Annotated in this window: 31 protein-coding genes and 1 pseudogene; 12 read left to right on the top strand and 20 right to left on the bottom strand. The window is 44.6% G+C overall.

Going from position 1 to position 26,577, the window contains the following annotated elements; genetic code table 11:
- Positions 1–83: 83 nt before the first annotated feature.
- Positions 84–236, top strand: a pseudogene (locus A3756_RS29165) (diguanylate cyclase); the annotation flags it as partial.
- Between the two features lie 424 nt (positions 237–660).
- On the opposite strand, the gene A3756_RS03895 reads toward A3756_RS29165, so the two are convergent.
- Together A3756_RS03895 and A3756_RS03890 are read right to left on the bottom strand one after the other, a co-directional pair.
- Complete coding sequence (locus tag A3756_RS03895; RefSeq protein ID WP_068552960.1) at positions 661–1,680, bottom strand: lipase secretion chaperone; 1,020 nt, start codon at positions 1,678–1,680, stop codon at positions 661–663.
- A gap of 106 nt (positions 1,681–1,786) precedes the next feature.
- Positions 1,787–2,746, bottom strand: a complete 960-nt coding sequence (locus A3756_RS03890) for a triacylglycerol lipase (RefSeq protein ID WP_068552959.1) — start codon at positions 2,744–2,746, stop codon at positions 1,787–1,789.
- Positions 2,747–2,957: 211 nt separating this feature from the next.
- Between A3756_RS03890 and A3756_RS03885 the strand changes: the two genes are divergently transcribed.
- The gene (locus A3756_RS03885; protein WP_068552958.1) at positions 2,958–3,758 is read left to right on the top strand and encodes a helix-turn-helix domain-containing protein; all 801 of its coding nucleotides are present in this window, start codon (positions 2,958–2,960) and stop codon (positions 3,756–3,758) included.
- Positions 3,759–3,837: 79 nt separating this feature from the next.
- Here A3756_RS03885 and A3756_RS03880 read toward each other — a convergent pair whose 3' ends face one another.
- The 3 genes from A3756_RS03880 to A3756_RS03870 all read right to left on the bottom strand — a co-directional run bounded on the left by A3756_RS03880 (position 3,838) and on the right by A3756_RS03870 (position 6,357).
- Entirely contained in the window at positions 3,838–4,800 is a 963-nt protein-coding gene (locus A3756_RS03880) for an NAD(P)-dependent oxidoreductase (protein ID WP_068552957.1), read from the bottom strand.
- 13 nt (positions 4,801–4,813) lie between these two features.
- Complete coding sequence (locus tag A3756_RS03875; RefSeq protein WP_068552956.1) at positions 4,814–5,629, bottom strand: SDR family NAD(P)-dependent oxidoreductase; 816 nt, start codon at positions 5,627–5,629, stop codon at positions 4,814–4,816.
- Between the two features lie 290 nt (positions 5,630–5,919).
- The gene (locus A3756_RS03870) at positions 5,920–6,357 is read right to left on the bottom strand and encodes a thioesterase family protein (RefSeq protein ID WP_068516029.1); all 438 of its coding nucleotides are present in this window, start codon (positions 6,355–6,357) and stop codon (positions 5,920–5,922) included.
- A gap of 133 nt (positions 6,358–6,490) precedes the next feature.
- Between A3756_RS03870 and A3756_RS03865 the strand changes: the two genes are divergently transcribed.
- Both A3756_RS03865 and A3756_RS03860 read left to right on the top strand, forming a co-directional pair.
- Positions 6,491–7,411 carry a LysR family transcriptional regulator gene (locus tag A3756_RS03865; RefSeq protein ID WP_156508895.1) on the top strand — a complete coding sequence of 307 codons (921 nt, stop codon included), beginning with the start codon at positions 6,491–6,493 and terminating at the stop codon, positions 7,409–7,411.
- A gap of 121 nt (positions 7,412–7,532) precedes the next feature.
- Positions 7,533–8,258, top strand: coding sequence for an START domain-containing protein (locus A3756_RS03860; protein WP_068516025.1), 726 nt, complete (start codon positions 7,533–7,535; stop codon positions 8,256–8,258).
- A gap of 37 nt (positions 8,259–8,295) precedes the next feature.
- Here the strand turns inward: A3756_RS03860 and A3756_RS03855 are convergent, their stop codons facing one another.
- The 3 genes from A3756_RS03855 to A3756_RS03845 form a co-directional block, all read right to left on the bottom strand.
- A complete protein-coding gene (locus tag A3756_RS03855; protein WP_068552954.1) occupies positions 8,296–8,592 on the bottom strand; it encodes a hypothetical protein in 297 nt (98 codons plus the stop codon).
- An 86-nt stretch (positions 8,593–8,678) separates the two neighbouring features.
- A complete protein-coding gene (locus A3756_RS03850; protein ID WP_068552953.1) occupies positions 8,679–8,879 on the bottom strand; it encodes a hypothetical protein in 201 nt (66 codons plus the stop codon).
- A gap of 3 nt (positions 8,880–8,882) precedes the next feature.
- Positions 8,883–10,016, bottom strand: a complete 1,134-nt coding sequence (locus tag A3756_RS03845) for a methyl-accepting chemotaxis protein (protein ID WP_068552952.1) — start codon at positions 10,014–10,016, stop codon at positions 8,883–8,885.
- A gap of 620 nt (positions 10,017–10,636) precedes the next feature.
- On the opposite strand from A3756_RS03845, the gene A3756_RS03840 reads away from it, so the two are divergent.
- The 6 genes from A3756_RS03840 to A3756_RS03815 all read left to right on the top strand — a co-directional run bounded on the left by A3756_RS03840 (position 10,637) and on the right by A3756_RS03815 (position 15,153).
- Positions 10,637–11,674: a metal-dependent hydrolase gene (locus A3756_RS03840; RefSeq protein ID WP_068516016.1), complete on the top strand. Its 1,038-nt coding sequence runs from the start codon at positions 10,637–10,639 to the stop codon at positions 11,672–11,674.
- Between the two features lie 165 nt (positions 11,675–11,839).
- Complete coding sequence (locus A3756_RS03835; RefSeq protein WP_068552951.1) at positions 11,840–12,142, top strand: transposase; 303 nt, start codon at positions 11,840–11,842, stop codon at positions 12,140–12,142.
- Positions 12,143–12,212: 70 nt separating this feature from the next.
- The gene (locus A3756_RS03830; RefSeq protein ID WP_068552950.1) at positions 12,213–12,491 is read left to right on the top strand and encodes a type II toxin-antitoxin system RelE/ParE family toxin; all 279 of its coding nucleotides are present in this window, start codon (positions 12,213–12,215) and stop codon (positions 12,489–12,491) included.
- Positions 12,492–12,500: 9 nt separating this feature from the next.
- Positions 12,501–12,788, top strand: a complete 288-nt coding sequence (locus A3756_RS03825; protein ID WP_068512977.1) for a HigA family addiction module antitoxin — start codon at positions 12,501–12,503, stop codon at positions 12,786–12,788.
- A 356-nt stretch (positions 12,789–13,144) separates the two neighbouring features.
- The gene (locus A3756_RS03820) at positions 13,145–14,287 is read left to right on the top strand and encodes a methyl-accepting chemotaxis protein (protein WP_068552949.1); all 1,143 of its coding nucleotides are present in this window, start codon (positions 13,145–13,147) and stop codon (positions 14,285–14,287) included.
- Positions 14,284–15,153: a nitrate- and nitrite sensing domain-containing protein gene (locus A3756_RS03815; protein WP_068512986.1), complete on the top strand. Its 870-nt coding sequence runs from the start codon at positions 14,284–14,286 to the stop codon at positions 15,151–15,153. The genes A3756_RS03820 and A3756_RS03815 overlap by 4 nt, the downstream gene beginning before the upstream one ends.
- Positions 15,154–15,321: 168 nt before the next feature.
- Here A3756_RS03815 and A3756_RS03810 read toward each other — a convergent pair whose 3' ends face one another.
- Entirely contained in the window at positions 15,322–15,699 is a 378-nt protein-coding gene (locus A3756_RS03810; RefSeq protein ID WP_068510255.1) for a DUF2237 family protein, read from the bottom strand.
- 229 nt (positions 15,700–15,928) lie between these two features.
- On the opposite strand from A3756_RS03810, the gene A3756_RS03805 reads away from it, so the two are divergent.
- Positions 15,929–17,245, top strand: coding sequence for a DEAD/DEAH box helicase (locus A3756_RS03805; RefSeq protein ID WP_068512989.1), 1,317 nt, complete (start codon positions 15,929–15,931; stop codon positions 17,243–17,245).
- Positions 17,246–17,359: 114 nt separating this feature from the next.
- Positions 17,360–17,869: an aminoacyl-tRNA deacylase gene (locus A3756_RS03800; protein WP_068552948.1), complete on the top strand. Its 510-nt coding sequence runs from the start codon at positions 17,360–17,362 to the stop codon at positions 17,867–17,869.
- Positions 17,870–18,190: 321 nt separating this feature from the next.
- Here A3756_RS03800 and A3756_RS03795 read toward each other — a convergent pair whose 3' ends face one another.
- The 11 genes from A3756_RS03795 to urtC all read right to left on the bottom strand — a co-directional run.
- On the bottom strand, positions 18,191–18,400 hold the full coding sequence (locus A3756_RS03795) for a hypothetical protein (RefSeq protein WP_068509676.1): 210 nt from the start codon (positions 18,398–18,400) through the stop codon (positions 18,191–18,193).
- Between the two features lie 46 nt (positions 18,401–18,446).
- The gene (ureG, locus tag A3756_RS03790; protein ID WP_068512995.1) at positions 18,447–19,091 is read right to left on the bottom strand and encodes an urease accessory protein UreG; all 645 of its coding nucleotides are present in this window, start codon (positions 19,089–19,091) and stop codon (positions 18,447–18,449) included.
- 125 nt (positions 19,092–19,216) lie between these two features.
- A complete protein-coding gene (locus tag A3756_RS03785; RefSeq protein ID WP_068512998.1) occupies positions 19,217–19,894 on the bottom strand; it encodes an urease accessory protein UreF in 678 nt (225 codons plus the stop codon).
- Positions 19,891–20,370, bottom strand: a complete 480-nt coding sequence (gene ureE / locus A3756_RS03780) for an urease accessory protein UreE (protein ID WP_068552947.1) — start codon at positions 20,368–20,370, stop codon at positions 19,891–19,893. The genes A3756_RS03785 and ureE overlap by 4 nt, the downstream gene beginning before the upstream one ends.
- Positions 20,371–20,507: 137 nt before the next feature.
- A complete protein-coding gene (ureC, locus tag A3756_RS03775; RefSeq protein ID WP_068513006.1) occupies positions 20,508–22,214 on the bottom strand; it encodes an urease subunit alpha in 1,707 nt (568 codons plus the stop codon).
- A 22-nt stretch (positions 22,215–22,236) separates the two neighbouring features.
- Positions 22,237–22,542 (bottom strand): urease subunit beta, encoded by a 306-nt coding sequence (locus A3756_RS03770; protein WP_068552946.1) that lies wholly within the window; start codon positions 22,540–22,542, stop codon positions 22,237–22,239.
- A gap of 173 nt (positions 22,543–22,715) precedes the next feature.
- The gene (locus A3756_RS03765) at positions 22,716–23,018 is read right to left on the bottom strand and encodes an urease subunit gamma (RefSeq protein WP_068512141.1); all 303 of its coding nucleotides are present in this window, start codon (positions 23,016–23,018) and stop codon (positions 22,716–22,718) included.
- Positions 23,019–23,043: 25 nt separating this feature from the next.
- Positions 23,044–23,946, bottom strand: coding sequence for an urease accessory protein UreD (locus tag A3756_RS03760; RefSeq protein WP_068513009.1), 903 nt, complete (start codon positions 23,944–23,946; stop codon positions 23,044–23,046).
- Between the two features lie 169 nt (positions 23,947–24,115).
- A complete protein-coding gene (gene urtE, locus A3756_RS03755; RefSeq protein ID WP_068513012.1) occupies positions 24,116–24,829 on the bottom strand; it encodes an urea ABC transporter ATP-binding subunit UrtE in 714 nt (237 codons plus the stop codon).
- Between the two features lie 2 nt (positions 24,830–24,831).
- Positions 24,832–25,677 (bottom strand): urea ABC transporter ATP-binding protein UrtD, encoded by an 846-nt coding sequence (urtD, locus tag A3756_RS03750; protein ID WP_068513015.1) that lies wholly within the window; start codon positions 25,675–25,677, stop codon positions 24,832–24,834.
- Positions 25,674–26,577, bottom strand: a 904-nt coding sequence (urtC, locus tag A3756_RS03745; RefSeq protein WP_068552945.1) for an urea ABC transporter permease subunit UrtC, incomplete at its 5' end; no start/stop codon positions are given. The genes urtD and urtC, both read right to left, overlap by 4 nt.

Below are 26,577 nucleotides of genomic sequence, written 5' to 3'. Positions count from 1 at the left end.
TTCTTTAAACTCTTTTGAATAATGCTTCACTCATATTCTCTTACCGCCTCCTATTCAATTATTAAAAATTAACAGAGGCGACAACTATCCTGACACAGGGGGTTAATATCACCGTCAGCATTGGTGTAAGTATAAATAAAGATAATAAAAATGAATTCGATGTCTTATTTAAGGAAGCTGATTCAGCGCTATTTAAGGCGAAAAAAAATGGGCGAAATAGGGCAATACTATACTGAATATGTCACTGTATTCTAAGTTATTAGACGGGCACTTAACTTCTAGAGCGCTCGATATAGTAGTTTCCCTTTTCGCTCACAACTGGCGATTTTCTGATATTTAAATATGATCGCTTTTAACAAAAAGAAATGGGTATTCCTGCAATACTAAAAGGCCGCTTTTGCTCAAAAGCCAGCATTGACTCAAGATTCAAACTGGCTGTTTTACCCCTATCTAGATAAACCATCTGAACGACGAGTTTGCGGACTTTTTTGCCTGTGGGTGTTGAATTGCTATGCCGAGTGCCCCATTTTCGTCTGTAAGATCGAATTCTGTCTATCACGACCTTTATCGCGCCAGATCGAACCTTTTGGCTACAAGTACGTAACAGTATACCATTCTGGACTGAGCCCTTTAATTGTCCATTTCAATTCGAATTGGCACCTATGGAAGCCTGTCATCACTCATCAGAGCACTAACGCGCTTACGCTCTGTTTCATCAAAGTGATAGGCCAACAGTTCAGAAATGGATTGCTCCTTATCTTGTTCACTTAAGCTAGAATCTAAGACAGTTTTTCGCTCAGCGGAAAAGCTGCTAAGTCTCTGCGACCATTGCGCTCGACGTTTGTCTAAATCGGCTAGCGCTGCCGCAGCCTCACTCCCTAGCATGTTCTCCCGCAGCTGATACACTTCGCTAGCGGGCGCATTATCGGCTTTCATTTTTCTAACTTGTTCTGATAGCAATGCATGTTGCTGAGCGCGCTGCCTCGTTGCTCTAATGTCCTCTGGTAGTTCAAGGCTCGCTATCTCTATATGTTGTTGTTTTTCTGTTGCTGTTAGTGTTTCATCACTGTTGATTTTTAACTGCTGAATCAAGAACCTGTTCTGGATATCTTCAGAAGCAAAGAATGCTTCATATTCAACTTGATCAAAGAAGCGCTCTCTGTAGGTCTTAATCTCAGACTGCTGAGCTATCAGTTTATCGACCATATTTACTCCCGAATCGTATACAACAAAACCCTGCTGAAGCTCCTCGATACCGATTTTGTAGTCAATATAACGTTTAAGTAGGTCCAGAGCTTGTGAACGAGCCGGTTCGCTTAGCTCTGCTTTAATAGTTTCTTGGATTGAAGCAATAACCTGCTCTAGTTCATACTCTCCAAGAGTAGATAGGAAATATTCGAACATATCTTTAAGACCTTCATCAGCCAGCAAGTTCTGACTTTCATCAACACTTAAGTTGTGATTCACATCAGTTCCCGCGAGTGATGAAGAAGAAAGCGCTTTGATACCCTCCACTTCATAGGGTTTGTGATACAAAGACTCGTTAATTTTTCTGGCTTCTATCATAGTAACAGGCGCACTATCCGAGCCTATTTCTGCGTAACCAAAGTATTCATACAAAGCAATCGATACCACGAAAATGACTGCTATCGATGCAATCGACCCGGTTTTTATCGTCATAATAACCTCTTAAAAAAGTGGGGCCCATAGGACCCCAAAACGGCATTTCCAGTATAAGCTTGCCTGATTGCCCAAATTGGAAAGCACATAATTCTCTAGGAATCGTTTATAGGCCAGCCTTCTTAAGGCGGTTAGCATGTTTCTTAAATAAGGTCTTTGGATCAGTCTCGAACAATGATGTTAATCCTAAGACATGATTATTGGCATCAATGTGGTTCATGAAGTAATCATCACGAATAACCTGGCCAAAGTGAGATGCACAACGCCCGGTAATACCGTCGTTATCTTCACCTGAATCAAACGCTAAACCTGTGATGGCAAACAAGGGATCTGAAATATCCCCAACAGCAGTCAGATGACCTGTGCCACTCCATGAATAGAGCTTGATATCTTCGCCATTGATCGTCACTTGCGAGGGCCCATTACCACACTCAGTTGTCGGTAAGCCATGCGTGTAAGTTGCATTGTATTGTGCTGCACCTTGAGCATTAAACTCTCCCAACATAGCGTAAATATCAGAGTCGGACTTTTTATTGTCCGACAACAAGTTAACTAGATCACCGACTGCATTAGCAAACGCGCCAAATAACGTTCCACGAATTGTTTCTGGTGGAGCTAAATCTGTCACCAAGTCTGCAATAGGCGAACCAGTATGTGGCGTATGCATCGTAGTAACCGACGCAACAAGGTCAGGACGTGTTTCCATTACATAACGCGAAGTCATACCACCCTGGCTATGACCCATTAGGTTGAACTTTTCGATTCGTCCACCGGAACTTGCTTTAATTTCCTCAAGCTGAGCGATCAGCTCTTCACCTCGGCCCACAGAACTATCAAAAGCATTGATCTTAGCTACATAAGCTTCACCACCACGACTTTCAATAGCGCTCGGAATCTGATGCCAATAATCGACAATAGAAATTGAGTCGAAGGCAAATATTCCAGGGACTAACATGATTGGATTTTCTGTTTTCGTGTAACTAAAATAATCAGAAAAGAATCCTGCTTGTGTCGGAGCAGCTGCTGCACATGTGAGAGCAGCCGTTAATGCGAGTGTCTTTTTCATAGATATATCCTCAAATTTATTTTTATACTGAGTTAAATACCAGCCTTTTAAACACTGACACCAAGCCCTACTACTTCGCTTGTATAATCTGATACTCCCCTCGTTTTTCTATCACTAGTGAGTTTTGGTTCTCATAACTAACATGAAAAAGAGGACTATTTTCTTCAAAAGGCCTATCTTTAGCGTACACACGTACCGAGATCTAATAACAATGAACAAGAAGTCTCTCCTGTATCTATGGGAAGAACGAACGCTCTTTATTGGCAGGCTTGAAGAGCCACTGAACTTGTCCCAAGGCGCTGCAACTCTGACCCTGTCACTGGGCGGTCCTATTAAAGTTGAGTCAAAAGATCAGAACATTTGTTTTGAAAGCACATGCGTATTACTAAAACCTGGCTGCTCTGTAACGATAGATACACAACATCAGGTCATCGCAAATTGTAATCTAGATGTTATGGGACGGGACTTTAGCGCCTTATCCGACCTCTGCCGCGATATGGGCCAAGGGGTTTTTAGCGAGTTTGGCAACGAACAATTATTCAGACAGTCTGTTATTGATATTTACGACTCAGAACGCTCCACGAGCGAAACCAAATATGAGATTGATAGCCTATTCAAAACATGTGTAAAGAAGCCTTTTGACAGTGATAAACGCGTATCTAAGGTAGTCGATTTGATCAAGGATTCTATTGACACAAACCTATCTATTGAGAGTCTCGCTGATACAGTGAACTTGTCAGTACCTGGACTCACCAAAGTCTTCAAAAAACAAACAGGCGTACCCATACGCAGGTATCGTCAATGGCATAGGTTATTTGTCACCGCAGTCGAAATCAGCAGAGGAAAGAGTTTAACCGACGCCGCCATTGATGCGGGTTTTGTCGACCTATCTCATTGCACCCATACTTTTAATATGATGCTAGGCATGAAGCCGTCATATTTTTTATCCCAACCAGAGCGAATTATTGTGATGACTGAAAATAAGCAGCGCCTATCTTGTACAAAAAATTGAGCGAGCCAGACTCTAAAGCTCATAGTAATCAGTCGCCTCAGCGAGGGTTGGGACTTTCTGTCTACATGATGAGGTAGTTTTATATCACTCCCTGCTCACGCAGCCATTGCTCACTCCTAGCCATCCCTTCTTCAAGACTAACTTTAGGCTGATACCCTAGCTCTGCACTGGCCTTATCATGGAGATATTTAGCACTAGGCCTTGATAGCATCGCAACGGTAGAAGGATTTAATTCTGTACGTTTACCGACAAGATGAGCAATTCGCTCCGCGGCAAAAGCGATAGGATAAAGCACCTGTTTGGAAAGTGTTCTTGCCGAGTCCAAACCTAACATTTTGGCTAAAAAAGAAAAATACTCCCGATTACTCACCTGCCCCATGCCTGATAGGATATAAATCTGTCCGATTGCCTTGTCTGAGTTCAGTGCCAAATAACAGCCCTCGACCAAGTCATCAATATACACTGGGCCGAACATACCTTCTTTCGGGGCGATGAATTTCTTTTGCTTCATCATGTCAATTGGCGTCACGGTCCAGGGTCGGGAGCCCGGACCGTAAACATCTGCAGGGCGGATAATGGTGGCATCCACTTTTCCAGCGTTATTATAATTCAGCACCAGGTGCTCGCTAGCTAGTTTTGAGTCTGAATATTTCTGACCACAAGCCCTCAAGGCAGTATTTTCATCCATTGCTCCGGTGTGACTTAAGCCCAACGCGGCAACGGAGGAAAAGTGCAGAAAGCGCTTTTTGTTATCACCCTTTGCCGCTTCATCTAATACAGTCTGCGTACCCAACACATTAACGCGCCAGGTTTCCTCTTCTGTTGCAGCATTAGAGACCACTGCAGCCGTGTGAATGAGGGTGTCACAACCAGCTAGCATGTCTCGCCATCTCTCTGGCTCAAATAAATCAGCTTGTATGATGTTTTGTTCCTGATTGGCACTTAGATCAATCCCACAGGTCTCGATACCTTTTTTATTTAGGCAACGCGCCAGACTTTGTGCGATAAAACCTTTTGCGCCGGTAATAAATACTTTCTTCATTGCGGCCTGCCTATTATTTTTGTTGTTTCAATACGTTTCTGACAATCGAATCAATATAGAAATTAACTAGCTTTACGGGAATCAGTCTGTTCATCCAATAGGTCATCCGGGCGAGCTTGCCTGGAATGATGTAAAAACGCTTCGATTCCAAGCCTTTCATAATATCGTCAATCGCATGCTCCAAGGTCAGTGCACCGGCTGTAAGTTTTAGCTTCAAGGTAACCGGGTGAATAGTTTTGTGTTCTTCATGCACCATCGGCGTATCAACTTCTGGCGGACAAATCACTTGAACCGCTACACCTTCAGGCGCGAGTTCGGTGCGCAAGGCCTGAGCTAAACCCACCACCCCAAACTTAGAGGCATTGTAAGAGGTATAGGCATAAGTACCGACCAACCCTGCCATAGAAGCCACCAAGGCTAACTTGCTAGGCACTTTGTTTTTCTTCAATAAAGGAATAGTCGCCTGAGCAAAGTTACGAGAACCAAAAAGGTTAACTGTCACAACAGTCTCAAACTCTTTAGCTGGTACAGCTTCAAATAAACCAGTGCGATTAATACCTGCACAATGCAAGGCTATCGTTGGTAATCCCACATGACACGCCGCTTCTGAAACTACTTTAAGCAGGCCATCCAGGTCTGTCACATCGGCTTCGTAATAGGCAATACCCTGACTGGAGTTATGCCTTAGATCCTCAATAAGCGATTTTGCCTGCTCATCAAAATTAAGGTCGAATAGTGCCAGGTTGGCACCATTTTTTGCGTAGCGCCGTGCGATTTCCTGGCCAATGCCACTCGCTGCACCGGTGATATAAATTGTTTTTTGATTCATTAGTGTGCTGCCTCTGATCCTTGTTTTTTATTAGTCATCGAAGCTTCCGGCGCGAAGGCATCCTCATCGATACAGAGTATCTTGGGTAGTTCCCTTCTATTGCATAAACCGGTAGATTGGCATTACTAGAGCACACTTTACCGTCTTGGGTAAATACCATATCGCGTAAGAAGACCATGTGAGTGGGGCTAAGGAAACTAATAAAGTAGGCTAACGCACCATACAACACAGTCTATATGAGACTAATAGCGACATTCAAAACCTGAGCGATTAAGAACACCACTAAAGAATCAGACCTCTACTAGCGCTTCTATCAAATACAGCTCTTTAATCTTTTCAGGCAACTCAATTATCTTTCTCGCTTCAAGGTCCATCCAGCCCACCACACAACGATGAACTGCCGATAGTTCACCATTGGCCTTATAGATATTTTGTAGCATCTGCACAGTTTTGGTAAAACCTGTTGGCTCACCTGGCTCCACTGTTACGCGCAACTCATCACCTATATTAACTTCGGCTTTGTACTCAGTCTCTTCCTTAAAAAGAACGGGGCCTACATTATGTTGCTTAAACCACTTCGCCGTCATACCGATCTCATTAAGAAACGCAACTCGAGTATGCGCACACAGATCAGAATAAGCAGAATGCCTCATATGCTGATTCGCATCACAGTCAGCCCATCGCACTTCAATAGTCTTTTCATATAACGCTTCAGTTTGCTTGCTCATAACGACCTCTTTACAACGAGTGATCAAAAAATTCGAGTTCAGTATGCAGGCAGAGAACACATAAATACAATTCATTATTATTATGTATGTTATGATTTTAAATTATACCAATAGCTGTGGGTTAGCCTTGCTCATGAATCTAGTCACACTTCGCCAGTTCGATCTGAATAGCCTTGTAGTATTAAAACTGTTGCTGGAAACAAAGCATGTCACACGGGCGGCAGAACAATTAAACCTCACACAATCAGCAGTTAGCCGAACCTTGGGTAAACTAAGAGAAGCCTTTCAAGACCCATTACTTGTGCGCTCTGGAAAAGGTTTATTACTGACTAAGAACGCTGAACAACTGCTTCCCTTAGTGAATCAGGCACTCGAGCAAATCAGTGTTTTACTTGACCCTATCGAGTTCAGCCCTAAAGATTACGAAGGTACCTTAAGACTTGCAACGACCGACTATGGCACTAATAACCTATTACCAAAATTAGTTCCGCTATTGCAAGAAGCCGCACCAAAGTTAAGTTTATCAACAGTTGATTGGCGCTCAAGCCTACTCACTGAGCTTGAACATAATCAGGTAGACCTGATGATTGGTGGCGTCACCTCTCCACCCGATAACATACACCAACGCATCGTTGCTCAAGATAACTACGCAGGCGTTATCAGGAAGTCTCATCCCTCTGAAGGAAAGATAGACTTACAAGAATATATTGGGATGAACCATATCGTAATTAGCTCCTCAGGCACCAGCAAAAGTCCGGTTGATGACTACCTTAAAAGCATTGGTCAACAACGAAAGGTCGCGCTCACGGTGCCACACTTTTTTGCTGCGCTGGAAATCATCGCCGCGACCGATTATATGATTCTGTTACCCAGTGGTTTTATTCGACGTTATGTCGACCAGGATAAGTTTACCGTCGTTAGCGCTCCTTTCCCCATTCCACCCTTAGAGATCGCCATGTTTTGGCACGCACGGATGCACCATGACCCAATGCATCGTTGGTTCAGACAGTTTATCTATGACAAACTTTATGCGCGGCATGATAGATATAAATAACCACATATCGAGACATATTCCTTGTATCACGTCAGTAAGAAACAATGCCGAGCAACTCACATTACTGGTCTAAATTTCAAAGTAAAATGATTTAGACACTGCTTAGTTAGGTAATAAATTCATGAAACATACTGTACTTTCTACCGTTCAATATTTGATGGTCACATTAAGTATTTTTTCTACGACCGTCTCTGCTGAGCTTGAAGCCTATCGAACTGACCTCCCTCCGGCCCTGGACGATAGCGGTTGGGACTTAATGCTAGAAAAAAATGGCATCAAGGTGTTTACCCGCGACTGGCCGGGCAGTGACTTTATTGCCTTTAAAGCAGAGCAAGTGGTGCAATCAAAGCTATCTAATATTGTTGCCAATTTCTCTGATATCAAGACCTTCCCTGAATGGGTCAAAGACATGGTAGACGCATATGAAATCGAGCCCTTTGACGATGAACGTTCCAGAAAAATCTATATGAGAATGGGTTTACCCTGGCCACTGGCTGACAGAGATATCGTCGCAGGCCAGCAACTAACACAGGAAACTGATTCAAAAGTCGTTCGAATTAAAGAATGGTTTGAAGGCGATGCTCTACCCAAAAATGAAGGTGTTATTCGAACACCTAAAGTTAATAATGAACTAGTACTGATTCCTGAAGGCAACGAGAAAACCAGAATCGTCTGGCAAGGGCATACTGAGCCGGGTGGTTTTATTCCGGCATTTATTGTGAACTTTCTATTGGAAGATGTCTTCTACGAATCTGTCTTAAACATGAGACATCGTTTTGAGTCACCTGAATTTCATAAGACTTCTGACTGGGTAATTAACTATAATGACTCGGGAACTGAAAGCTAAGAAAGATGGGATTGCGTTGCCTGTTGGGTTGATGGACTTAGAAGTGCTGAAGACAGACGCCTATTATCTTCTGTTTGATCCAACTTACGACCCCCATACCAATAGCACGCGTTTGCCCAATCGCTTCAATTGTCTCAAGCAATTCCTTCCAAATAACATCTAACCCAGAGTCACGACCAAAACTAAGCATGGGTAGATAACTTTCTGCTTGATTTTCTATCAGGTACAGCAAGTTGATAATAAGCCGATTGTGCTGTTCAATATTGTTGGTCACTGCTTTCTGCTGCCAACGAAACGACAGACGTTTCCAGTGAGTTGAGATACCTTCGAACAACTGATCCTCTATAATTAAGGGGTGGTCGTTCTCAATTACTCGCCACTGATTATCGACTCGTTGCTTCGCCTGCCTGACAGCATTATCTAAAGACCGATCACCATGAAGATAACCCGTCTTAGGCCTCGATGTTGCTGAATGAATATAAGTAATACCTTTAAGTTTTTAACCAATCCAATATTGGTATACAAGGCCTCAATGTGCTTACGTTTTTTACTGCTCATCGCCTTAACACAAACAAGCACCCCAAGAATAATGGTGACGAACGCTATTAATAAACCTGACAAACTTTACTCCTTCTCTATACTAGCTTGTGAGCGTTCAGCGCGGTCTGCAAGATACTCTGCAACCTTAACTGTCTCATCTGCAATGACGGAATTGTCATTTGCCCTACCTAATAAAGCCTCAACATTTTCGGAGATTTCACGCGTTGCAATATTCTGTTGCTCCGTTGCTGTCGAAATCACGAGCATTTTGTTTGTAATGCTATCGATCATATTTGCGATCGTTCCCAAAGAGCCTTCAAGCTGGTTGATACGCGCAGCGTTATCTTCTGCAGCACGCATTACCTGACAAGACTTATCGGTAACGCCTACCATTCGTTTTTGCACATTATTGATGCTTTCGGTTATTTCATTAGCTGACTCTCTAGAACGAATTGAAAGACTTCGAACCTCGTCTGCGACCACAGCGAACCCTCGCCCATGTTCGCCTGCTCGCGCCGCTTCTATCGCAGCATTAAGCGATAGCAAGTTAGTCTGCTCCGATATATCAATGATGATTTTCGACATCGCTGCGACATTGTTGGTATGCTCCAACAACTCTGTAACCAGTACCTCACTTTCTTTAGATAAACCGACCATACGGCTTATTTCATTTGTGGCAGATTGGGCCTCAGCGATACCTTCAGTTGTCTGCTCACGCGAGCGTTCTATGTCGTCGTGAACATATTTGATTTGTGCCGCTACATCTTCCACACTCTGACTCAACTCAGTCACAGCCGCTGCTGATGAGGTAATCGAAGCCTTTTGCTCTTTTGCATTGGTTGATGCCGACAAGGCACTAATTGAGAGTTCTCTGGCCATATGAACAAACTCAGCAAAGTACTCCTCCTTGCTTTGTTCTGAGCGTTCATGGCTAAGTAAATAATCCTTGAAGGCTTTTAGGCTTTCATCTTTACCTAAACCCTCTAAAGGTAAATCGCGATACTGACTATCCGGAAGTTGAAGCAAATGCGCTAACTGCTGCAATGCCTGAGCAGAAGCACATTGCCAAAGCATCAAAGCAAGAGCAATGACACCAAGCAAGGCAATAAGCAAGGCATTCCAGGTAACACCTGAAATAAAAATGCTAGCACTCACACAGGCAAGGGACATGACAATAAAAACAAAAGTATGTTTAGGATAACGCCGAGCAGTAGACATAACTTTCTAGACCCATTCTTTTTCCTGATTTAAAGGACAATAAATGTCATCAACATCAAAGAAGGGGCATAAGCCATGCCCACTAGTAAAATCACATCAAGGCAGACCACTTAACACTAAGCTAATCAATTGTTTTCATTAAGAAAATTAATATGTAACAAGATGTACGTAAGAAACAGAAATACAGGGGAGTGCTATTTAAAGTGCGACAAGGAAGAGTCACGCCCAAGCAAAGTGCAATGATTACTTGCAGAATTGAAGATGCAACGCAATGGTGCTAACAGACTAAAAAAGCCTGCGAGGTGAGCGGTGGCACAATTCTGAGAAAGTTAAAACTTTCCGTCCTAACTGAAAGGAAGAACGCGTGTTATAAGTACCGAGTTCCTTAGCGTTAGATAGCGCCTTAACTCTAATTGCATCAAGGGTTTCTTTGGATTCTATTAACCTAGCCATAGTGTCACCAATCTCTCATCAACAGTTTTTAGGAACAACACTAGGTATTACGTCAATGTTTAGTATTTGGATCACATATTATGTGATCTATATTTGGTCATCTAGGTGTATCATGGGAGTCGTAAACAGTAGATAAGTAAGATATATAGATGTGAAAGAAGACAAACATGGACTCACTAACCCAAGCAGCACTAGGCGCCACTGTTGGCCATACATTATTAGGTAAACATATCGGCCGTACAGCTCCAATTATCGGGGCAATTCTGGGGACTTTGCCAGACCTTGACGTACTTATTCCTTTTGGGGGCCAAGTTGAAGACTTTACCTATCATAGAAGCTTTAGCCACAGTCTGATTATCCAGATCGCTGTGGCGCCCCTACTAACATGGTTAATACTGCACTTTCGCCCAAGCTATCGTCCAATATCCAAGCAATGGTTCATTGCGATTCTCGCGATTTTTTGGACTCACTCCCTACTCGACGCCTGCACCGTATATGGCACTCAATTGTTCTGGCCGCTAACAGAGCACCCCTTTGGCTTATCAAGCGTATTTATTATCGACCCATTCTATACGCTGCCGCTTTTACTTGCGCTGTTTCTCGCCTACAGGAATACTTGGATTTCAAAGAAAGCCACCATGATCACCACCTCAGCTTTCGCTATTTCATCGCTATACCTATGCTGGGGCGTCTTTGCAAAACATATCGCGGAAGAGAAAATTGCCACCGCTTGGCTCAATCAGAAAGGAACAAGCAAAGTCGTATCTACCATCAGTACACCTATGCCATTGAGCTCTTTCTTATGGCGAATAGTGATAGATGAAGGCGATCGTTACAGCATCTCACATGTGAGTATTTGGGAAGACACGAATACAATCGAATTTAAGACCTACCCTAAAGGCACCGAGTTATTAAAAGGCTTAGAAAGCCATTGGGATGCCCAACGACTGGTATGGTTTACCAAAGGTTTTTACAAAGCTGAAACTCGTGAAGATCGAATAGTCATGTCTGACCTAAGAATGGGCGTTGAAGGCGCTTATGCATTCAATTTCGCCATTGCAGAACAAGTAAACCAAGATACTCAAGTATCGACTATTTCGCCTATCAAAGCCATACGTGTCAACGATTCACTTGATTGGACAAAGCTTACATTACTGTGGGACCGACTTTGGGACTCAAGTGTTTCACTGCATCCGCAGCAGTAAAAGGGGACGGAGGGATTATAAAGTAATCAGTTAACGGATTTTTAGTTGGTACAGAACTCTGATTAAAAAAGAATCCCTCAGTCCCCTTAAAGCAGCTTAGTTGAATCAGAGCGCTACTTATTGGAATGTTATAGATATATTTAGCTAAATCCAGTAGTCGCCAATATGGTTGAAGATCCAGGTGATTATTATTGGTCAAGTTATCAGTGTAATGCTTTAGGTAAAGTATCAGGGTTATTGAACCCGCATAAAGAGTATTTGGCACTGGGCAAGTCGACTGATGAAAGGTCAAATAATTATAGAGAATTGTTTAGGCATCATGTAGATGAAGAAATGATCACAGATATACGCGAGGCGGTTAACAAGGGAATAGCGATAGGTAGTGAAGGGTTCAAGGAACAGATTGAGCGAAGGTATCATCGTCGAGTGGTTCCTGGAAAAGCGGGTAGGCCGAGGATTGAAGGTTGATTGGTAAATGTTACTCTGACCCCGATTACTCTTATTGATAACTGAGTCGTATCAGGTTACAATTCGGCTTATGATTCTATCATTTAAACACAAAGGCCTCGAGAAGTTCTTCAAAGCAGGAAAAACTTCAGGTATTCAAGTAAAGCACTCTAAGCGTTTAAAACTTATTTTAGGCCGACTTAATGCTTCTACTTCCCCAGATGATATGAATTTACCGGGGCTATTTCTGAACTCCTTATCTGGTAAGCGTTCAGATGTTTGGTCTGTTCGTGTTAGTGGGAATTGGAGGGTGACGTTCCGTTTCAATGGGGAACATGCAGAAATTGTAAATTACGAAGATTATCACTGAGGTGAAATTATGCTAATGCACAACCCTCCACATCCAGGCGAGATTATTAAAGAGCTTTGTCTTGAGCCTCTCGAGCTAAGTATCACTGCAGCGGCTGAAGCATTAGGCGTTAGTCGAAAAACACTCTCTAGTATTGTTAACGGTAAAGCAGGTATTAGCCCTGAAATGGCGGTGAGGCTTTCGATTGCGTTTAATACATCAGCTGAAAGTTGGTTGAATCAGCAAACACAATATGATTTGTGGCAGGCGGAAGCTAATCGAAGTGAACTCGATGTAAAGCCTTTAATTGCCGCCTAGCATATAAGACGAGTTAGATCTTGTAGACTTATGGGTGTATGTCCTGCCTTAAGTGCCTCTTGCTCTGCGAAAGTTTAGCGGTTCAGAAATACCAAGGAGGCACGTTGGAATAAAAAAATTTAGCAGCTAATGTGTGAATTCATGCACCACAACGATCCATCTCGCATTTTAGTAGGGCAAAAACCCCAACAATAAACTATGCCTTATTATTGCTCCTCACACTCAAACCCGCTAAGACCAGCGTCGTCCGTAGACCTTACAAACAGTAACAATCCTTAGTTACTCTGCGGCATAGTACTTGCTCCTCTGTAATACAAACACTCAAATTCATCGGCATTTCCAAGAGGAGCTTTGTCATGCGAAATATGCCTTGGGCTGAGAAACTAGACAGTACTCCCTTTATCGCCTTACTAACGATCATTACACTAACATCGTGGCTAATACAGCCCTCGTCATATTGGACCGTTTTTCTTATTGCTCTTTCTGGGCTCTCATCTATATTCCTGATCTATAAACGAAACCAGTTTTTTGCACCTCTCAAAGATGTTTCACGCTTACTTCAACAAAACGGTGTACAACACCGAGACCTCCCTCTCCATTCTCGATCTGGACACTCCGTCCTGGAAGCACTACGCCACTATTTACTCAATCAAGAACGCTCTGTTCAGCATAGAGACGGTTACTTTACTGAGTTTAACCATATGGCGAGTGAGTTATCGATCAGCGCTTCAACCTCGGCAAAAAATGCCATGGAACAAAAGCAGGCAATCTCCTCTTCGGCTGCAGCAGTCACTCAACTGAGTGCCAGCGTGAGCGATGTTGCAACGCAAGTTCGAGAAACCCATGCCGACATTGATACTTCACGTAAGCAAATTGCACAAGGGCGTGCCGAAGCGCAAAAAGCCTGCATTGAGATTGAGAAGATGACTGCCTTGTCTGAAGAAAGCGTCAAAATGGTGGATGTCTTGTTTGAGCAGTCAAACAATGTTGCAGCAATGTCTAACATCATTCGGGAAATTGCCGATCAAACCAACCTTCTATCTTTAAATGCTGCAATCGAAGCGGCACGCGCTGGTGAGCATGGGCGAGGCTTTGCAGTCGTGGCCGATGAAGTTCGAAATCTGGCAATCAGATCCCGAGAATCAGCAAACGATATTAGCGACAGTATTGAGTTATCTCACAAGCAGATGGGCAGTGTGAAACAGCAGGTCCATGATGTCGTCAGTAAAGCCAGAGAAAACTATCATAGCATCCAAAACCTTGAAGCCAATCTAGGTACCCTCGATAAAGTCGTCGATCAAATATGTGACAAGATTTCTCATATATCTACGACAACAGAGCAACAAAGCTACGCAACCAACGAAGTTGCTTTCAATGTTGAAACACTGCTATCACAAGCAGATGAGAATACAGCAATCGCTGACGAAACGGTTAATATCGCCAAATACCTGGCAAATAAATCAAGCCAATCAAAAGAACCAATGGAGAACAGTTTATGATCATTACCCTCTCCTTAGTCCTCATAGTCATTGCAAGTGTGCTGGTTTGGTTTAGTACCAATCGAAAAAAACATGCCGAAAAACTGGAACTTAAAAACTGTTTGGCGCAGCTCAATTCACTCAAAAGCTTATTGATTCAAATTCAAAAACATCGCGGCTTAACCACAGGCTATCTTCACGGTGAGAAAACATTACAAGCAGATATAAAAACCGTGAGAGCAGACGTTAACAAACTATGGGCATCATTAGTTAGCAATCACCCATCACTGACAAAAGACAAGTTATTTGAAGGTATATCAAGTCATTGGCAGCGACTTGAAACACGTGCCCTAACAATTGAAGCAAACAACAATATCGACCAACATAACCGACTCATCACAAATCTGCTCTATTTGATTGAAAACCAAACTGAAAAGAATAGTCTGCTCGTAGCATTATCTCGTGAAGCAGGCTTAGATGTAATATGGAAGGAGTTACTCGATACGATTGAATCAATAGGCCAAACCCGAGCCATCGGTATGGGTATTGTTTCCGAAGGAAAGAGTTCAGCTCTAGACCGAATAAAATTGAAGTACTTGAATGACCGTGTAAGCACTCAGTTTGAATCGCTAAATAAGGTTTTTCTTGAAAGAAAGCCCGGCGAAAAAAGAGTGATCATTCTAGATGATAAGCACTCGACCTCAGCGATTAAAAACGCTCAAACAAAAATCTCCGAACTACAGAGCTTTATCGAAACCAAGCTGCTCAATTCTTCGGTAGATAGTCGTTCAGGAGCAGATTTCTTTCAACTGGCGAGCGCAGCTATCGCACCTTTGAATGAGCTCTTTGACCTGGCATCCACTAAGTTATCAACGAGCATTGATTGATCAGGGTATTTCTAGCCATTTACTTAGAAAATTAATCGCACGTTCGCCAATTAGCACTCAAACCAACATAGAAACTTGGTGTTCCCTTATCGCTTCTATTCTAATAGAGCACTATTATTTAGGCCGTCTAGATCAGTCAAAAAGTGCTGCAAGCACCGAGACAGAGACTTAATTTAGGTCTGCCGCATAAGGCTTTAGCCGCTCCAAGGGAATGACTTCCAAGGCTTTTATGTGCGTTTTAGTTAAGTGAACTCTGGGTGCCATACCATCTTCTTGAGCTTGCAACCAACGAACCGCGCATAGACACCAGGTATCGCCGGGATTCAAGCCGGGAAAGCCGTATTCAGGCACTGGTGTAGACAGGTCGTTCCCTTTAAACCTGGAATATTCTAAGAAGTCTTTAGACGCTTCGATACAAACCGTATGTGAACCTGTGTCTGCTTCACAGGTATTACATTTTCCATCTCGATAATACCCTGTGACGGGGTCGCTTCCACATAGTTCCAAGACTTCGCCAAGTACATTTACTGATTCGTCCATATCCATATTGCTTCTCCGCTTACTAACTGTTTAAGCTTTTGACTATTGATGCATTCATCGCATTGAGCCTTAGTCTTCCAAATGTCTAACCGAATAATACATGGATATGTTGATAATGTTGCTTGTGCAATACGAATTTCTCTTACCATGCTTGTCTCTCAAAAAATAACCATAGCTTTCAACCCAGCCTATTGGCACAATCCACTCCCTAGATTAACGCGATACTGAGGTGTACATGCCATTTTCTAAGCTTGGATTAAGCGATCCCATTCTAAAGGCCATCACAGACAAAGGCTACACCGAACCAAGCCCTATTCAATGTAAAGCTATCCCAGCTATCATAGCTGGCAGAGATGTGGTCGCGGCATCTCAGACCGGTACAGGTAAGACAGCGAGCTTTGTGCTGCCATTGCTTGAAAAACTTAATGTTCCCTACAACTATCGCGGCAAGCGCATACGAGCATTAATTATTACCCCGACTCGTGAGCTGACTGAGCAAATTGAAGCCAATATTACGCAATACGGGAAGTACCTCAACCTAAAGTCAATGGCTATGTACGGTGGTATCGCTGCAGAGCCTCAGAAAAAGAGACTCATTGAAGGTGTTGATATTCTGGTCGCGACGCCAGGACGTTTACTTGAAATGGTCTATGACCGTGCAGTTCATTTTGACGAACTAGAAGTCCTGATCTTAGACGAAGCCGATAGAATGCTAAACATGGGTTTTATTGATGAGATCAATAAAATCATTGATCGCCTTCCGAGCGAGCGTCAAAGCTTGTTGTTTTCTGCAACCCTAACCGATGACGTACGCTTCCTCGCTAAGACGGTTAAAGACGAAGCCTTGGAAATCGCCATTTCGCCCGAGGCAACTGCCGCGACCACCATTGACCAGTGGTTGATTACGGTCGATAAAGATAAAAAGTCTGCGCTATTGAGTCATCTCATTATTGAGAATCAGTGGGATCAGGCGCTAATTTTTATTGAGAAAAAACATGGCGCTGCGAAACTTGCCGCTCAGTTAGGCAAACGAGGTATTCACGCAGAAGCAATTCACGGTGACCGTAGCCAAGCAATGCGAGCTAAAATACTGAATGATTTCAAATCTGGCGAAATTAAGTTCTTGGTGGCTACCGGAGTCGCTGCACGCGGAATTGATATTGGTAAGTTAAGCCGAGTGGTTAACTATGACCTGCCCTTTAAGCCTGAGGAATACATTCATAGAATTGGACGAACAGGCCGAGCAGGTGCCATTGGCGAAGCGATCTCATTTGTCTCAATGGGAGATTTTAAGAATCTTTGTGCAATAGAGAGCCGGCTAGGTCATATTATTGAGCGAAAAGAAATTGAAGGCTTCCCTGTGAGAAAAGTCGTGCCCGTATCTATTTTAAATTACGTACCGAAGAATAAGCGACCAGCGAATAAAAAGACTGAGCAGAAAAAACAGGACTCCCCAAAAAAGAAGATTAACCGCAATAAGCCCAATACAACGAGCACCAGCGCTAAGCGCCCTGCAAAGACCACAAATAAAACCATATGGGGTGATAGATAGTGCGCTATAGCCATTTGCCCTATAGCGCACTCGACTAAGCACAAAGGGTTCTTGGCCTAACACCTTTCGCAGCGTTACAATGATGATTCACTCGCTTTTATGGAGGTGCTTGTTATGTCTATTGCTCCTAGAATCGAAGCTCACTTGTCGCGCGTTGGCGTGCACTACGACCTCATTCAACACCCTGAATCTCATACCAGTTTAGCTAGTGCCAGACTTGCTAACGTGCCAGCCAAACAAATGGCAAAAGCCGTTATCACCCACGATGGCGATAACTACCGACTCTGTGTCATACCAGCAACACATCAGCTTGTTCCTGATCTGCTCAACCAGCATATGGGCAAGGGCTCGCATTATCGCTTGGTCGATGAGTGTGAACTCAAAAGCTTATTTGATGATTGCGAAGAAGGTGCGGTTCCTGCACTAGGCCAAGTCTATGGCTTACCAGTAGTTTGGGATAAAAGCTTGGAAGAGATGCCTAGTATTTACTTTGAAAGTGGCGACCACCATAACCTGATTCATGTTAACCATGGCGCATTTATGCAGCTCATGGGGCTTCAGGAAAATGATGTGATTAGCTGCCCGACAGAGTTTTATGAGGCGAGAACGCAGTTAATACAGTAGTTTGTAGGCAGAGTGTTCCGCCCCTCGCTGATCAACCCTGTGCTAGCCGGCCTGCGAGCCGTGGAAGGCTCCGTAAACACATTGAACCACCGAGGTCACAGAGCGCTTCGCTGCACAGAGTAAAGATCAACCTTAATAATTCTTATATGTCTTCTCGGTGGAGGCCCTATGCCGCTCGGTGTTCTCGGTGGTGAATAGTCTTTGATGTTTTGACCTTTGAGGAAGCAGAGGGTTGCATCCCTTATCTGGACTCCCCGTGCTAGTCCGCATGCGAGCCACGGAAGGCTCTGCATACAGAAACACGGGGACTGACTCTAAATGCTACTTCTTAGATTTAGCTTCTTTCAATGCCCATGCGCCAACTGCTAGCATTGCCATCACGGCCAAAGAAACTTCCATTAAGCCCATATGGCTCTCGCCCACGTGCGCCTGCCCTGATGCATGCATACCTTCGTGAGCGAGTGAGGCAAGGCTCACCATCATCATGGCGATTAAGGCACTTGCTTGTGTCATTAAGGTTTTCAATTTCATTGTGTTCTCCTAAGTTAGTCTAATTCTATTCTAAGTCGTCAAGCACTCAAACCACGGCTTTTGCAGGTGGAATTTCTTTGGCCTCAAGCATGCCTTCGCTAATAATGAAATCAATAATTTTGTCTAGACCTTCAGCTTTCTTAAGGTTTGAGAAAACAAAAGGACGTTCACCGCGCATCTTCTTTGAGTCCTGATCCATTACGTCTAGCGAAGCACCAACAAGTGGAGCCAAGTCTATTTTATTGATAATCAACAGATCGGACTTAGTAATGCCTGGGCCACCTTTACGTGGAATCTTATCGCCTGCTGATACATCAATCACGTAGATAGTTAAGTCCGATAGTTCTGGGCTAAAGGTCGCACTAAGGTTATCACCGCCACTTTCTACAAAAACGACATCGAGCTCTCCATGGCGCTTCATCAGCTCATCAATCGCAGCCAAGTTCATTGAGGCATCTTCACGAATCGCGGTATGTGGACAGCCACCCGTTTCAACACCCAGGATTCGGTCTTCATCCAAAGCTTCGTGACGCGTCAGGAATAAAGCATCTTCCTGGGTATAAATATCATTGGTTACCACTGCAATATTGTAGTGATCTTTTAATGCTGCACAAAGTGAGCGCAATAAGGCGGTTTTACCTGAACCAACAGGGCCCCCGACACCGACTCGTAGCGTTTGTTTTTTTGCCATTGTTATATCCTATATTTTTCGTCATCCCCGCGCAGGCGGGGATCCATTGTTTTAATTCCCCCTAAGACCTTAGATTCCCGCCTTCGCGTGAATGACTATAGGGGACGTGATCGTAAGCTTTTCAACTAAGAACGGAAAAGCCTTGAGTATTGCTGTTCATGTAAGGCGCTGGCTATGGCCAATCCGGGTAGACCACCGCCTATTTTGTCTTCATCTATTTGTTCAGCCAAAGCAATCGATTCTGCAATCTCTGGTTGAAACAAGGTCAGCATTTGTTGAGCTTGAGTCTGACCCAAAGGCACCATTTTAGTGGCCCCTGCCACCTGGTTTTCTAGCCATGACCAGACAAAACCATTGGCCGCATCTTCAAAAACGATTCCCCACTTTTGCGCCGCATAAGCGAATAAGGTCGCAAAGCTGTGTTCTTCGCCTTCCTGAGTGACGCATTCTGGCAAGTCAAAATCCAAGCTTTTCAAGAGTCGCAATAAAGCAGCGCCCATTGCCGTATCTGTTAGCCGTAGTTCTTTCGTTTCCCGGGATGCGATCGATAAATCATTAAGAAACATAAAACGCTGCCAGTCTTCTTCAGCCGTGCTTTCCATGGCACCACGTAAAATTGGCAGATCGACTTTGGCCAGGCTTTCTCGCATTTGAAGTCGAATCCAGGACTCGGCATCGTTGAAGTTTTTTATCCAACGACACTCTATTGCATACTCCATGCCTTGCGAAAAGGCATAGCCACCTACCGGTAGGCTAACCGAGCTTAACTGCAGCAAACGTGACAGGGCTAAAGGATTACTCATTCGTGCGAATGTCCATCATGAGAATGACCGTGTGAATGTGAGTGCCCACCCTTGGAATATGCACCAGACTCAGGAGCGAACACTTCTTCTTCATGTGTCACCACTAAACCCAGTAAGTGCAGCATTTCTTCCAAGACATGGTCAGGCTTAATTCTCAACCAACGCTCACCCACTTCAATTTTTGTATGGCGGTTACCCAAATGATAACAGGCACGCGAGAAAGTACGCCAGTCTTCACAGCTGGCATGCGCGACAGACTCAACAGCACCTTGAACCTGAATAATTTTTCCGCACTCAGACTTGAGATACTCTCCCACCAATAGAGGCTTGCCACGCTCTAGAAAGACACGTACATCAACACCGTTTTCACTCGTTAATTTAAGCCGTCCTCTATCACGCTGGTCCGAGTCTAGCTTGACGACTTCTGAAACCTCTTCATGACAATGCGTGCCGAGTCTTTCGTATACTTCTAACATAATCTTCCTTTTTTGAAGGCCTTATTTACCCTCGAACTCATCGGCTTCGACCTTGTCGGACTGAAGTCCGACCTACCATGCTAGTACATAGCCTGTAGGTCGGGTTTTAACCCGACTGGTCGGTGCCTAAATAGCGTTTAAAACAATGTGTACAATTGCGCCAATGGCAACTCGTCTGCCGGTTCACAAGTTAGCAACTCACCATCCGCTCTAACTTCATAAGTCTGCGGATCTACGGTGATCTCTGGCTGCCAATCATTCAACACCATGTCTGACTTACGAATAGAGCGCGTATTCTTACAAGCACTCAGGTTTCGGCTAAGACCAAGCGCCTCGCCAATATCGTTCTTCAAAGACGCTTCTGAGACAAAGGTCACTGAGGTTTTCGCCGCTGCTAAACCTTGCGCACCAAACATTGGTCGATAGTGTACTGGCTGAGGTGTTGGAATCGATGCGTTAGGGTCCCCCATGGGTGCTGCAGCGATCATTCCGCCTTTGATAATCGTAGAGGGTTTGATGCCAAAGAAGGCAGGCTTCCATAACACCAAGTCGGCCAATTTACCTTTTTCAATCGACCCGACCTCATGAGAGATACCGTGCGCGATAGCAGGGTTGATTGTGTATTTAGCTATATAGCGACGTGCTCTAAAGTTGTCGGCATCACAACCTGAATCTTCTGGCAACAAACCAAATTGTGTCTTCATCTTATGAGCGGTTTGCCAGGTTCGGGTAATCACTTCCCCGACACGTCCCATCGCTTGGGAGTCGGAGGAAATCATACTGAAGGCACCGCGGTCATGGAAAATATCTTCGGCGGCAATCGTTTCTTTACGGATTCTTGAGTCAGCAAAGGCAACATCTTCAGGAATAGAACTATCTAAATGGTGACATACCATCAGCATATCCAGGTGCTCGTCAACCGTGTTACGCGTGTAAGGGCGTGTTGGGTTGGTAGATGAAGGCAATACATTCGGGTAAGCACAAGCACGAATGATATCAGGTGCGTGACCACCACCGGCACCCTCAGTGTGATACGTGTGGATCACGCGGTCTTTAAACGCACCAATGGTATCATCGACGAAGCCTGATTCATTCAAGGTGTCGGTATGGATTGCAACCTGAACATCATATTCTTCTGCTACGGATAAACAGCAATCAATGGAAGCTGGCGTGGTTCCCCAATCTTCGTGGAGCTTCAAGCCGCAAGCGCCTGCATCGAGCTGTTCTCTTAGGGCTTCAGGTAAACTTGCATTCCCTTTACCCAAGAAGCCAAAGTTCATGGGCATTTGGTCGGTGGATTGCATCATCTTACCGATGTACCACGGTCCAGAGGTACAAGTTGTGGCGTTAGTACCGGTTGACGGGCCGGTGCCGCCACCAATCATTGTGGTCACGCCTGACATTAAGGCTTCTTCAACTTGCTGTGGACAAATAAAGTGAATATGAGCATCAATGCCGCCAGCAGTAAGGATAGAGCCTTCACCCGCGAGTACATCTGTGCCAGGGCCAATCGCAATATCAACCCCGTCCTGAACATCCGGGTTTCCGGCTTTGCCAACACCGACGATACGACCGTCTTTGACACCAACATCACCTTTAACGATTCCCCAGTGATCAAGCACCAAAGCGTTGGTAATCACTAGGTCGACAGTATCGGCACATGAGCGCTGACTTTGCCCCATGCCATCTCGAATCACCTTACCGCCACCAAACTTCACTTCTTCGCCGTAGGTGGTGTAATCCTTCTCCACTTTGATCCAAAGATCGGTATCGCCTAAACGAACTTTATCACCCACCGTTGGACCGAACATTTGCGCATAGGCTTTTTTATCCATCTTAGTCATCTTTTCTCTCCTCAGCTCAAAGCTATAGCGCGCCCATTACATCACCACGGAATCCGTAGACCTTACGGTCACCCGCATAAGCCACCAGCTCTACTTCCCGGCCCTGTCCAGGTTCAAATCTTACCGCCGTGCCCGAGGCAATATTTAAACGAAAGCCTTTGGTCTTGTCTCGATCAAAACTTAAAGCTAAATTAGTTTCAAAAAAATGATAGTGAGAGCCGACCTGAATGGGTCGGTCACCGGTGTTTTCAACACGCAAGCTTAATGTCTCACGCCCTGCGTTCAGTTCAATATCGCCCTCGGCGACTTGGTATTCTCCAGGAATCATACTTGTCCCCTTATCAATAGATATTCGTTCATAGTTGTGTCATTCCTGCGTTATCCCCTAACTAACCCTCATGGATCCCGGCTTAAAACACCACCGGGATGACAGTTGTGAGTGTTACCATCGGTGTGACTATGTGAGTGTCACTAACGGAATAAAAAGGCCAATTAATCGACTTATGAAATCGGGTCGTGAACGGTGACCAGTTTAGTTCCATCAGGAAAGGTCGCTTCGACTTGCACTTCATGAATCATCGAGGCGACACCGTCCATTACTTGCTCTTCAGTCAACAAGGTTTTGCCGTAGCTCATTAGTTCGGCAACCGTTTTACCGTCTCGAGCGCCTTCAATAATTTCCATTGTCAGGTAGGCCATGGCTTCGGGGTAGTTTAATTTTAAGCCTCTGTTCAAGCGTCTTTCAGCCAGCAACGCGGCGGTGAAAACCAGTAGCTTATCTTTCTCTCTAGGTAATAGTTCCATAATTCACTCTTATATAATCTGACACTTAAGTTAACCAAATTCTTGGTTCGATGGCTTTGCGCCCCGATAGCACTGGACGAACCAATGCCCATGCTTCGCCTAATAAATTTCTTGCTCGTTCAGTGCAGTTACCGAGGTATCTGACGGTTAGAAACTCACCTGTCATGCTTAACGCTAGCAAATCATCTCCTGGCATACCACTTTGTTTGATAAGCAATGCCTCAAGCATGGTTTCATGCTCCGCACTATCGATAGTTTCGTTGAAGGGCCCAGCAACAAATAGTGCATTAACGGGCTTTTCTTGAAGTCCACCCGTTCCATGTAAAACGGATGTGTCACCTGGCGCTAAACTGAGGGCTTCATTGAAACGAATACGGCCTTGCTGCCATATCTGCAAGCGCTGCTCGCAACTACCGTCTTCGAACGCCAAGTTATTCGCCGGTAAGCCAAAACAAGTGACCTCCCAAGCCATTACCTTAGCACCTTCTGCCAGTTCAACTTGGGTATTCATACGTGCATGAGACTTAGGGAAAAGAATAGTTTCTAGCGGTAACCATTCCAACACGGCGTCGCTTTCGACTCGCAAGGTCATATTTTGTGTTTGAACACCCGAGTCGTCGCGAGCCTTATAGACTCTACCCGCGCCGGGCGTAGTGATGAGTGCCTCACTGCCAGATTCAACCTGTATGTCGATATCTAGGGTATCACCAGTTACCAAGCCGCCCGGCGGGTGCAGCAAATAAGCGTGCGCACAGTCAGGGCCTTCAGGGTAAAACGCTTTTTGAACGTAAAGCGGACCTTGATGTTCACTAGCAACCAAGCGTGTACCACGTGATCGTTGCGCAAAGCGTAAACGCAGATAGGCCTGCCACTGACCGTGGTCAGAAACAATGTCTTCAATGAGTGTTGGGTCGAGTGCTTGGTTCATTTTTGTTATTCATTTATATTTTTGATTCTTGTCGTCTAGAAAACGTCATTCCAAAGTACTCCGTCATTCCAAAGACCCCCGTCATTCCCGCGAAGGCGGGAATGACAGCGTTTTATGGAAATGTCTGTGGGTAACGATAAAAAAGAGTGTAGAGAGAGTAATAACCTCTTTATACAGCCAAGTACTTACTAATCAAGTCATCACTCAGCTTATCCATCGTGTCATTGGCCACGACACGGCCTCTATCCATTAGCCTAAAGGATTGTCCAACGCGTCGAGCAAAGCCAAGTTTCTGCTCTACAAGGATAACCGTCAAGCCTTCTTCTTCATTTAACTTCATCACAACATCGCCAATTTGTTTAACAATGTTAGGCTGAATACCTTCATTTGGCTCATCCAGAATTAACACCTTAGGCTCTATAATCAGCGCTCTGCCAATGGCCAACTGCTGTTGCTGGCCACCCGATAAGTCACCACCGCGGCGATGCATCATTTCGCCTAGCACAGGGAATAGATCAAAAATTTTCTGAGGAATTTCACCCGCGCCTTCCTGACCTTTTAAACGTCCCTTGCGAATAGGCAAACCCACACGTAAATTCTCTTCAACGGTTAGTAATGGAAAGATCTCCCGTCCCTGCGGCACATAGCCAATACCTGCGGGTGCTCGAGCTTCCGCTGTTTTTCCCTGCAAAGGCTGGCCATCCATTAATATTTCGCCATTGGTGACGGGAAGCAGCCCCATGATGGCCTTAAGTAAGGTAGTTTTACCGACACCATTACGGCCCATGATACAAGTGCGTGAACCTGGCTCGATCTGCATGTCCAAGTCCCAAAGGATTTGAGTGCCGCCGTAATGCTGATTAACCTTGTTTATTGAAATCATAATTAAGCCTCATCACCCGTTTCATCACCCAAATACACTTCCCTTACATCTTTATTATTTTGCACCTCGTCCATAGTCCCCTCTGCCAATACAGAGCCTTGATGCAATACCGTCACGGTTTTGGCAATTGATCGAACAAATTCCATATCGTGTTCAACGACCACGACGGTGTGTTCACCCGCTAAAGAGTTCAACAGCTCAGCGGTTCGTTCTGTTTCTTGTGCCGTCATGCCAGCAACCGGCTCGTCAACTAATAGCAAACGTGGCTCAGACGCGAGCAACATACCAATTTCCAACCACTGCTTTTGCCCATGTGATAAGGAACCTGCCAGCATCATACGGTGCTCTTTCAAGCCAATTGTTTCCAATACGTGGTCAATTCGGCCTATCTCTTCCGAACTAAGTGTAGAAAATAAAGTGGGCAGCACGCGCTTGTTTGTTTTTAGCGCTAGCTCAAGGTTATCCAGAACTGTATGCGCTTCAAACACTGTGGGCTTTTGAAACTTTCGACCTATCCCTAGCTGAGCAATCTCTGCTTCATCTTTTTCCAGCAAGTTATGTGTTTGACCAAAATAAACCGAGCCTTCGTCACATTGGGTCTTTCCGGTAATCACATCCATCAAGGTCGTTTTACCTGCGCCATTTGCACCGATCAAACAGCGAAGTTCGCCATCGTTGATGTAGAGATTCATGTCATTCAGTGCTTTAAAGCCGTCGAAACTGACTGACAAGCCTTCGATATAGAGAATCACGTTCTTCGATACATCAACATGCACATCGTCTTCGCGCATGAAACTCCATACTTGGTCTCGACGCATCGTTTCTCTCGTGGTATCGAGTACATTCATGATGCTGTCTCCCCGGTTTCTAATTTATTCTTCTTTAGCGTTCGCTTGTCTCTGATTTGCTCCATTAAGCCCATCAGGCCTTTTGGTAAGTAAAGCGTAACGAAGACAAACAAGGCACCCAATGCGACTAACCAACCATCTGGCATAATCGCGGTGAATTTAGTCTTCGCAAAATTCACTAACAATGCACCGATAACTGCACCAATCAAAGTTCCTCGGCCACCTACCGCTACCCAGATCACCATTTCGATAGAGTTAATGGGTGAGAATTCACCTGGGTTAATAATACCGACTTGAGGAACGTACAAGGCACCCGCTACTGCCGCAATCACAGCTGAGTAGACGAACAACCAAACTTTATAGCGCTCAGTACGATAGCCAATAAAACGTGCTCTGTTTTCACCATCACGAATCGCGACAATAACCTTGCCAAAGCGTGATTTAAATATCGCATGACTGGCTAGCAACACTAAACACAATATGACTGAGGTGGCGACAAACAAACCAATTCGCGTGCTGTCTGCTTGTAAATCAAAGCCTAGTATCTCTTTGAAATCTGTTAAGCCGTTGGTCCCGCCAAAACCCATCTCGTTTCGGTAGAAAGACAGCATCAATGCATAAGTCAGTGCTTGCGTCATGATCGATAGATATACACCCGTGACTCGAGACCTGAATGCCAACCAACCGAACACGAAAGCTAGCAAGCCAGGCACCAATGCCACCATGATCATCGCAAACCAGAATTGATCCATACCCTGCCAGAACCAAGGTAGCTCTTGCCAATTCAGAAAGACCATAAAGTCAGGTAGCTCAGGGTGACCATAGACACCACGGTCACCAATCTGACGCATTAAATACATGCCCATGCCGTAGCCACCAAGCGCGAAAAATGCACCATGA

The sequence above is a fragment of the Oleiphilus sp. HI0086 genome (assembly GCF_001635225.1).
The sequence above is the reverse complement of the archived record's forward strand: the minus strand, read 5'-3'. Positions and strand labels throughout refer to the sequence as shown.

Excerpts from the sequence above, each read along its gene's own strand:
- A3756_RS03770 (WP_068552946.1), bottom strand. The coding sequence starts at position 22,542 with ATGATTCCTGGAGAATACCAAGTCGCCGAGGGCGATATTGAACTGAAC.
- A3756_RS03895 (WP_068552960.1), bottom strand. The coding sequence starts at position 1,680 with ATGACGATAAAAACCGGGTCGATTGCATCGATAGCAGTCATTTTCGTG.
- A3756_RS03870 (WP_068516029.1), bottom strand. The coding sequence starts at position 6,357 with ATGAGCAAGCAAACTGAAGCGTTATATGAAAAGACTATTGAAGTGCGA.
- A3756_RS03815 (WP_068512986.1), top strand. The coding sequence starts at position 14,284 with ATGATCATTACCCTCTCCTTAGTCCTCATAGTCATTGCAAGTGTGCTG.
- ureE (WP_068552947.1), bottom strand. The coding sequence starts at position 20,370 with ATGTTAGAAGTATACGAAAGACTCGGCACGCATTGTCATGAAGAGGTT.
- A3756_RS03865 (WP_156508895.1), top strand. The coding sequence starts at position 6,491 with ATGAATCTAGTCACACTTCGCCAGTTCGATCTGAATAGCCTTGTAGTA.
- A3756_RS03875 (WP_068552956.1), bottom strand. The coding sequence starts at position 5,629 with ATGAATCAAAAAACAATTTATATCACCGGTGCAGCGAGTGGCATTGGC.
- A3756_RS03835 (WP_068552951.1), top strand. The coding sequence starts at position 11,840 with ATGGTTGAAGATCCAGGTGATTATTATTGGTCAAGTTATCAGTGTAAT.
- A3756_RS03860 (WP_068516025.1), top strand. The coding sequence starts at position 7,533 with ATGAAACATACTGTACTTTCTACCGTTCAATATTTGATGGTCACATTA.
- A3756_RS03845 (WP_068552952.1), bottom strand. The coding sequence starts at position 10,016 with ATGTCTACTGCTCGGCGTTATCCTAAACATACTTTTGTTTTTATTGTC.
- A3756_RS03840 (WP_068516016.1), top strand. The coding sequence starts at position 10,637 with ATGGACTCACTAACCCAAGCAGCACTAGGCGCCACTGTTGGCCATACA.
- A3756_RS03825 (WP_068512977.1), top strand. The coding sequence starts at position 12,501 with ATGCTAATGCACAACCCTCCACATCCAGGCGAGATTATTAAAGAGCTT.
- urtD (WP_068513015.1), bottom strand. The coding sequence starts at position 25,677 with ATGAATGTACTCGATACCACGAGAGAAACGATGCGTCGAGACCAAGTA.
- A3756_RS03810 (WP_068510255.1), bottom strand. The coding sequence starts at position 15,699 with ATGGATATGGACGAATCAGTAAATGTACTTGGCGAAGTCTTGGAACTA.
- A3756_RS03765 (WP_068512141.1), bottom strand. The coding sequence starts at position 23,018 with ATGGAACTATTACCTAGAGAGAAAGATAAGCTACTGGTTTTCACCGCC.
- A3756_RS03820 (WP_068552949.1), top strand. The coding sequence starts at position 13,145 with ATGCGAAATATGCCTTGGGCTGAGAAACTAGACAGTACTCCCTTTATC.
- A3756_RS03805 (WP_068512989.1), top strand. The coding sequence starts at position 15,929 with ATGCCATTTTCTAAGCTTGGATTAAGCGATCCCATTCTAAAGGCCATC.
- A3756_RS03885 (WP_068552958.1), top strand. The coding sequence starts at position 2,958 with ATGAACAAGAAGTCTCTCCTGTATCTATGGGAAGAACGAACGCTCTTT.
- A3756_RS03760 (WP_068513009.1), bottom strand. The coding sequence starts at position 23,946 with ATGAACCAAGCACTCGACCCAACACTCATTGAAGACATTGTTTCTGAC.
- A3756_RS03830 (WP_068552950.1), top strand. The coding sequence starts at position 12,213 with ATGATTCTATCATTTAAACACAAAGGCCTCGAGAAGTTCTTCAAAGCA.
- ureG (WP_068512995.1), bottom strand. The coding sequence starts at position 19,091 with ATGGCAAAAAAACAAACGCTACGAGTCGGTGTCGGGGGCCCTGTTGGT.
- A3756_RS03800 (WP_068552948.1), top strand. The coding sequence starts at position 17,360 with ATGTCTATTGCTCCTAGAATCGAAGCTCACTTGTCGCGCGTTGGCGTG.
- ureC (WP_068513006.1), bottom strand. The coding sequence starts at position 22,214 with ATGACTAAGATGGATAAAAAAGCCTATGCGCAAATGTTCGGTCCAACG.
- A3756_RS03795 (WP_068509676.1), bottom strand. The coding sequence starts at position 18,400 with ATGAAATTGAAAACCTTAATGACACAAGCAAGTGCCTTAATCGCCATG.
- A3756_RS03890 (WP_068552959.1), bottom strand. The coding sequence starts at position 2,746 with ATGAAAAAGACACTCGCATTAACGGCTGCTCTCACATGTGCAGCAGCT.
- urtE (WP_068513012.1), bottom strand. The coding sequence starts at position 24,829 with ATGATTTCAATAAACAAGGTTAATCAGCATTACGGCGGCACTCAAATC.
- A3756_RS03880 (WP_068552957.1), bottom strand. The coding sequence starts at position 4,800 with ATGAAGAAAGTATTTATTACCGGCGCAAAAGGTTTTATCGCACAAAGT.
- A3756_RS03785 (WP_068512998.1), bottom strand. The coding sequence starts at position 19,894 with ATGAGTAATCCTTTAGCCCTGTCACGTTTGCTGCAGTTAAGCTCGGTT.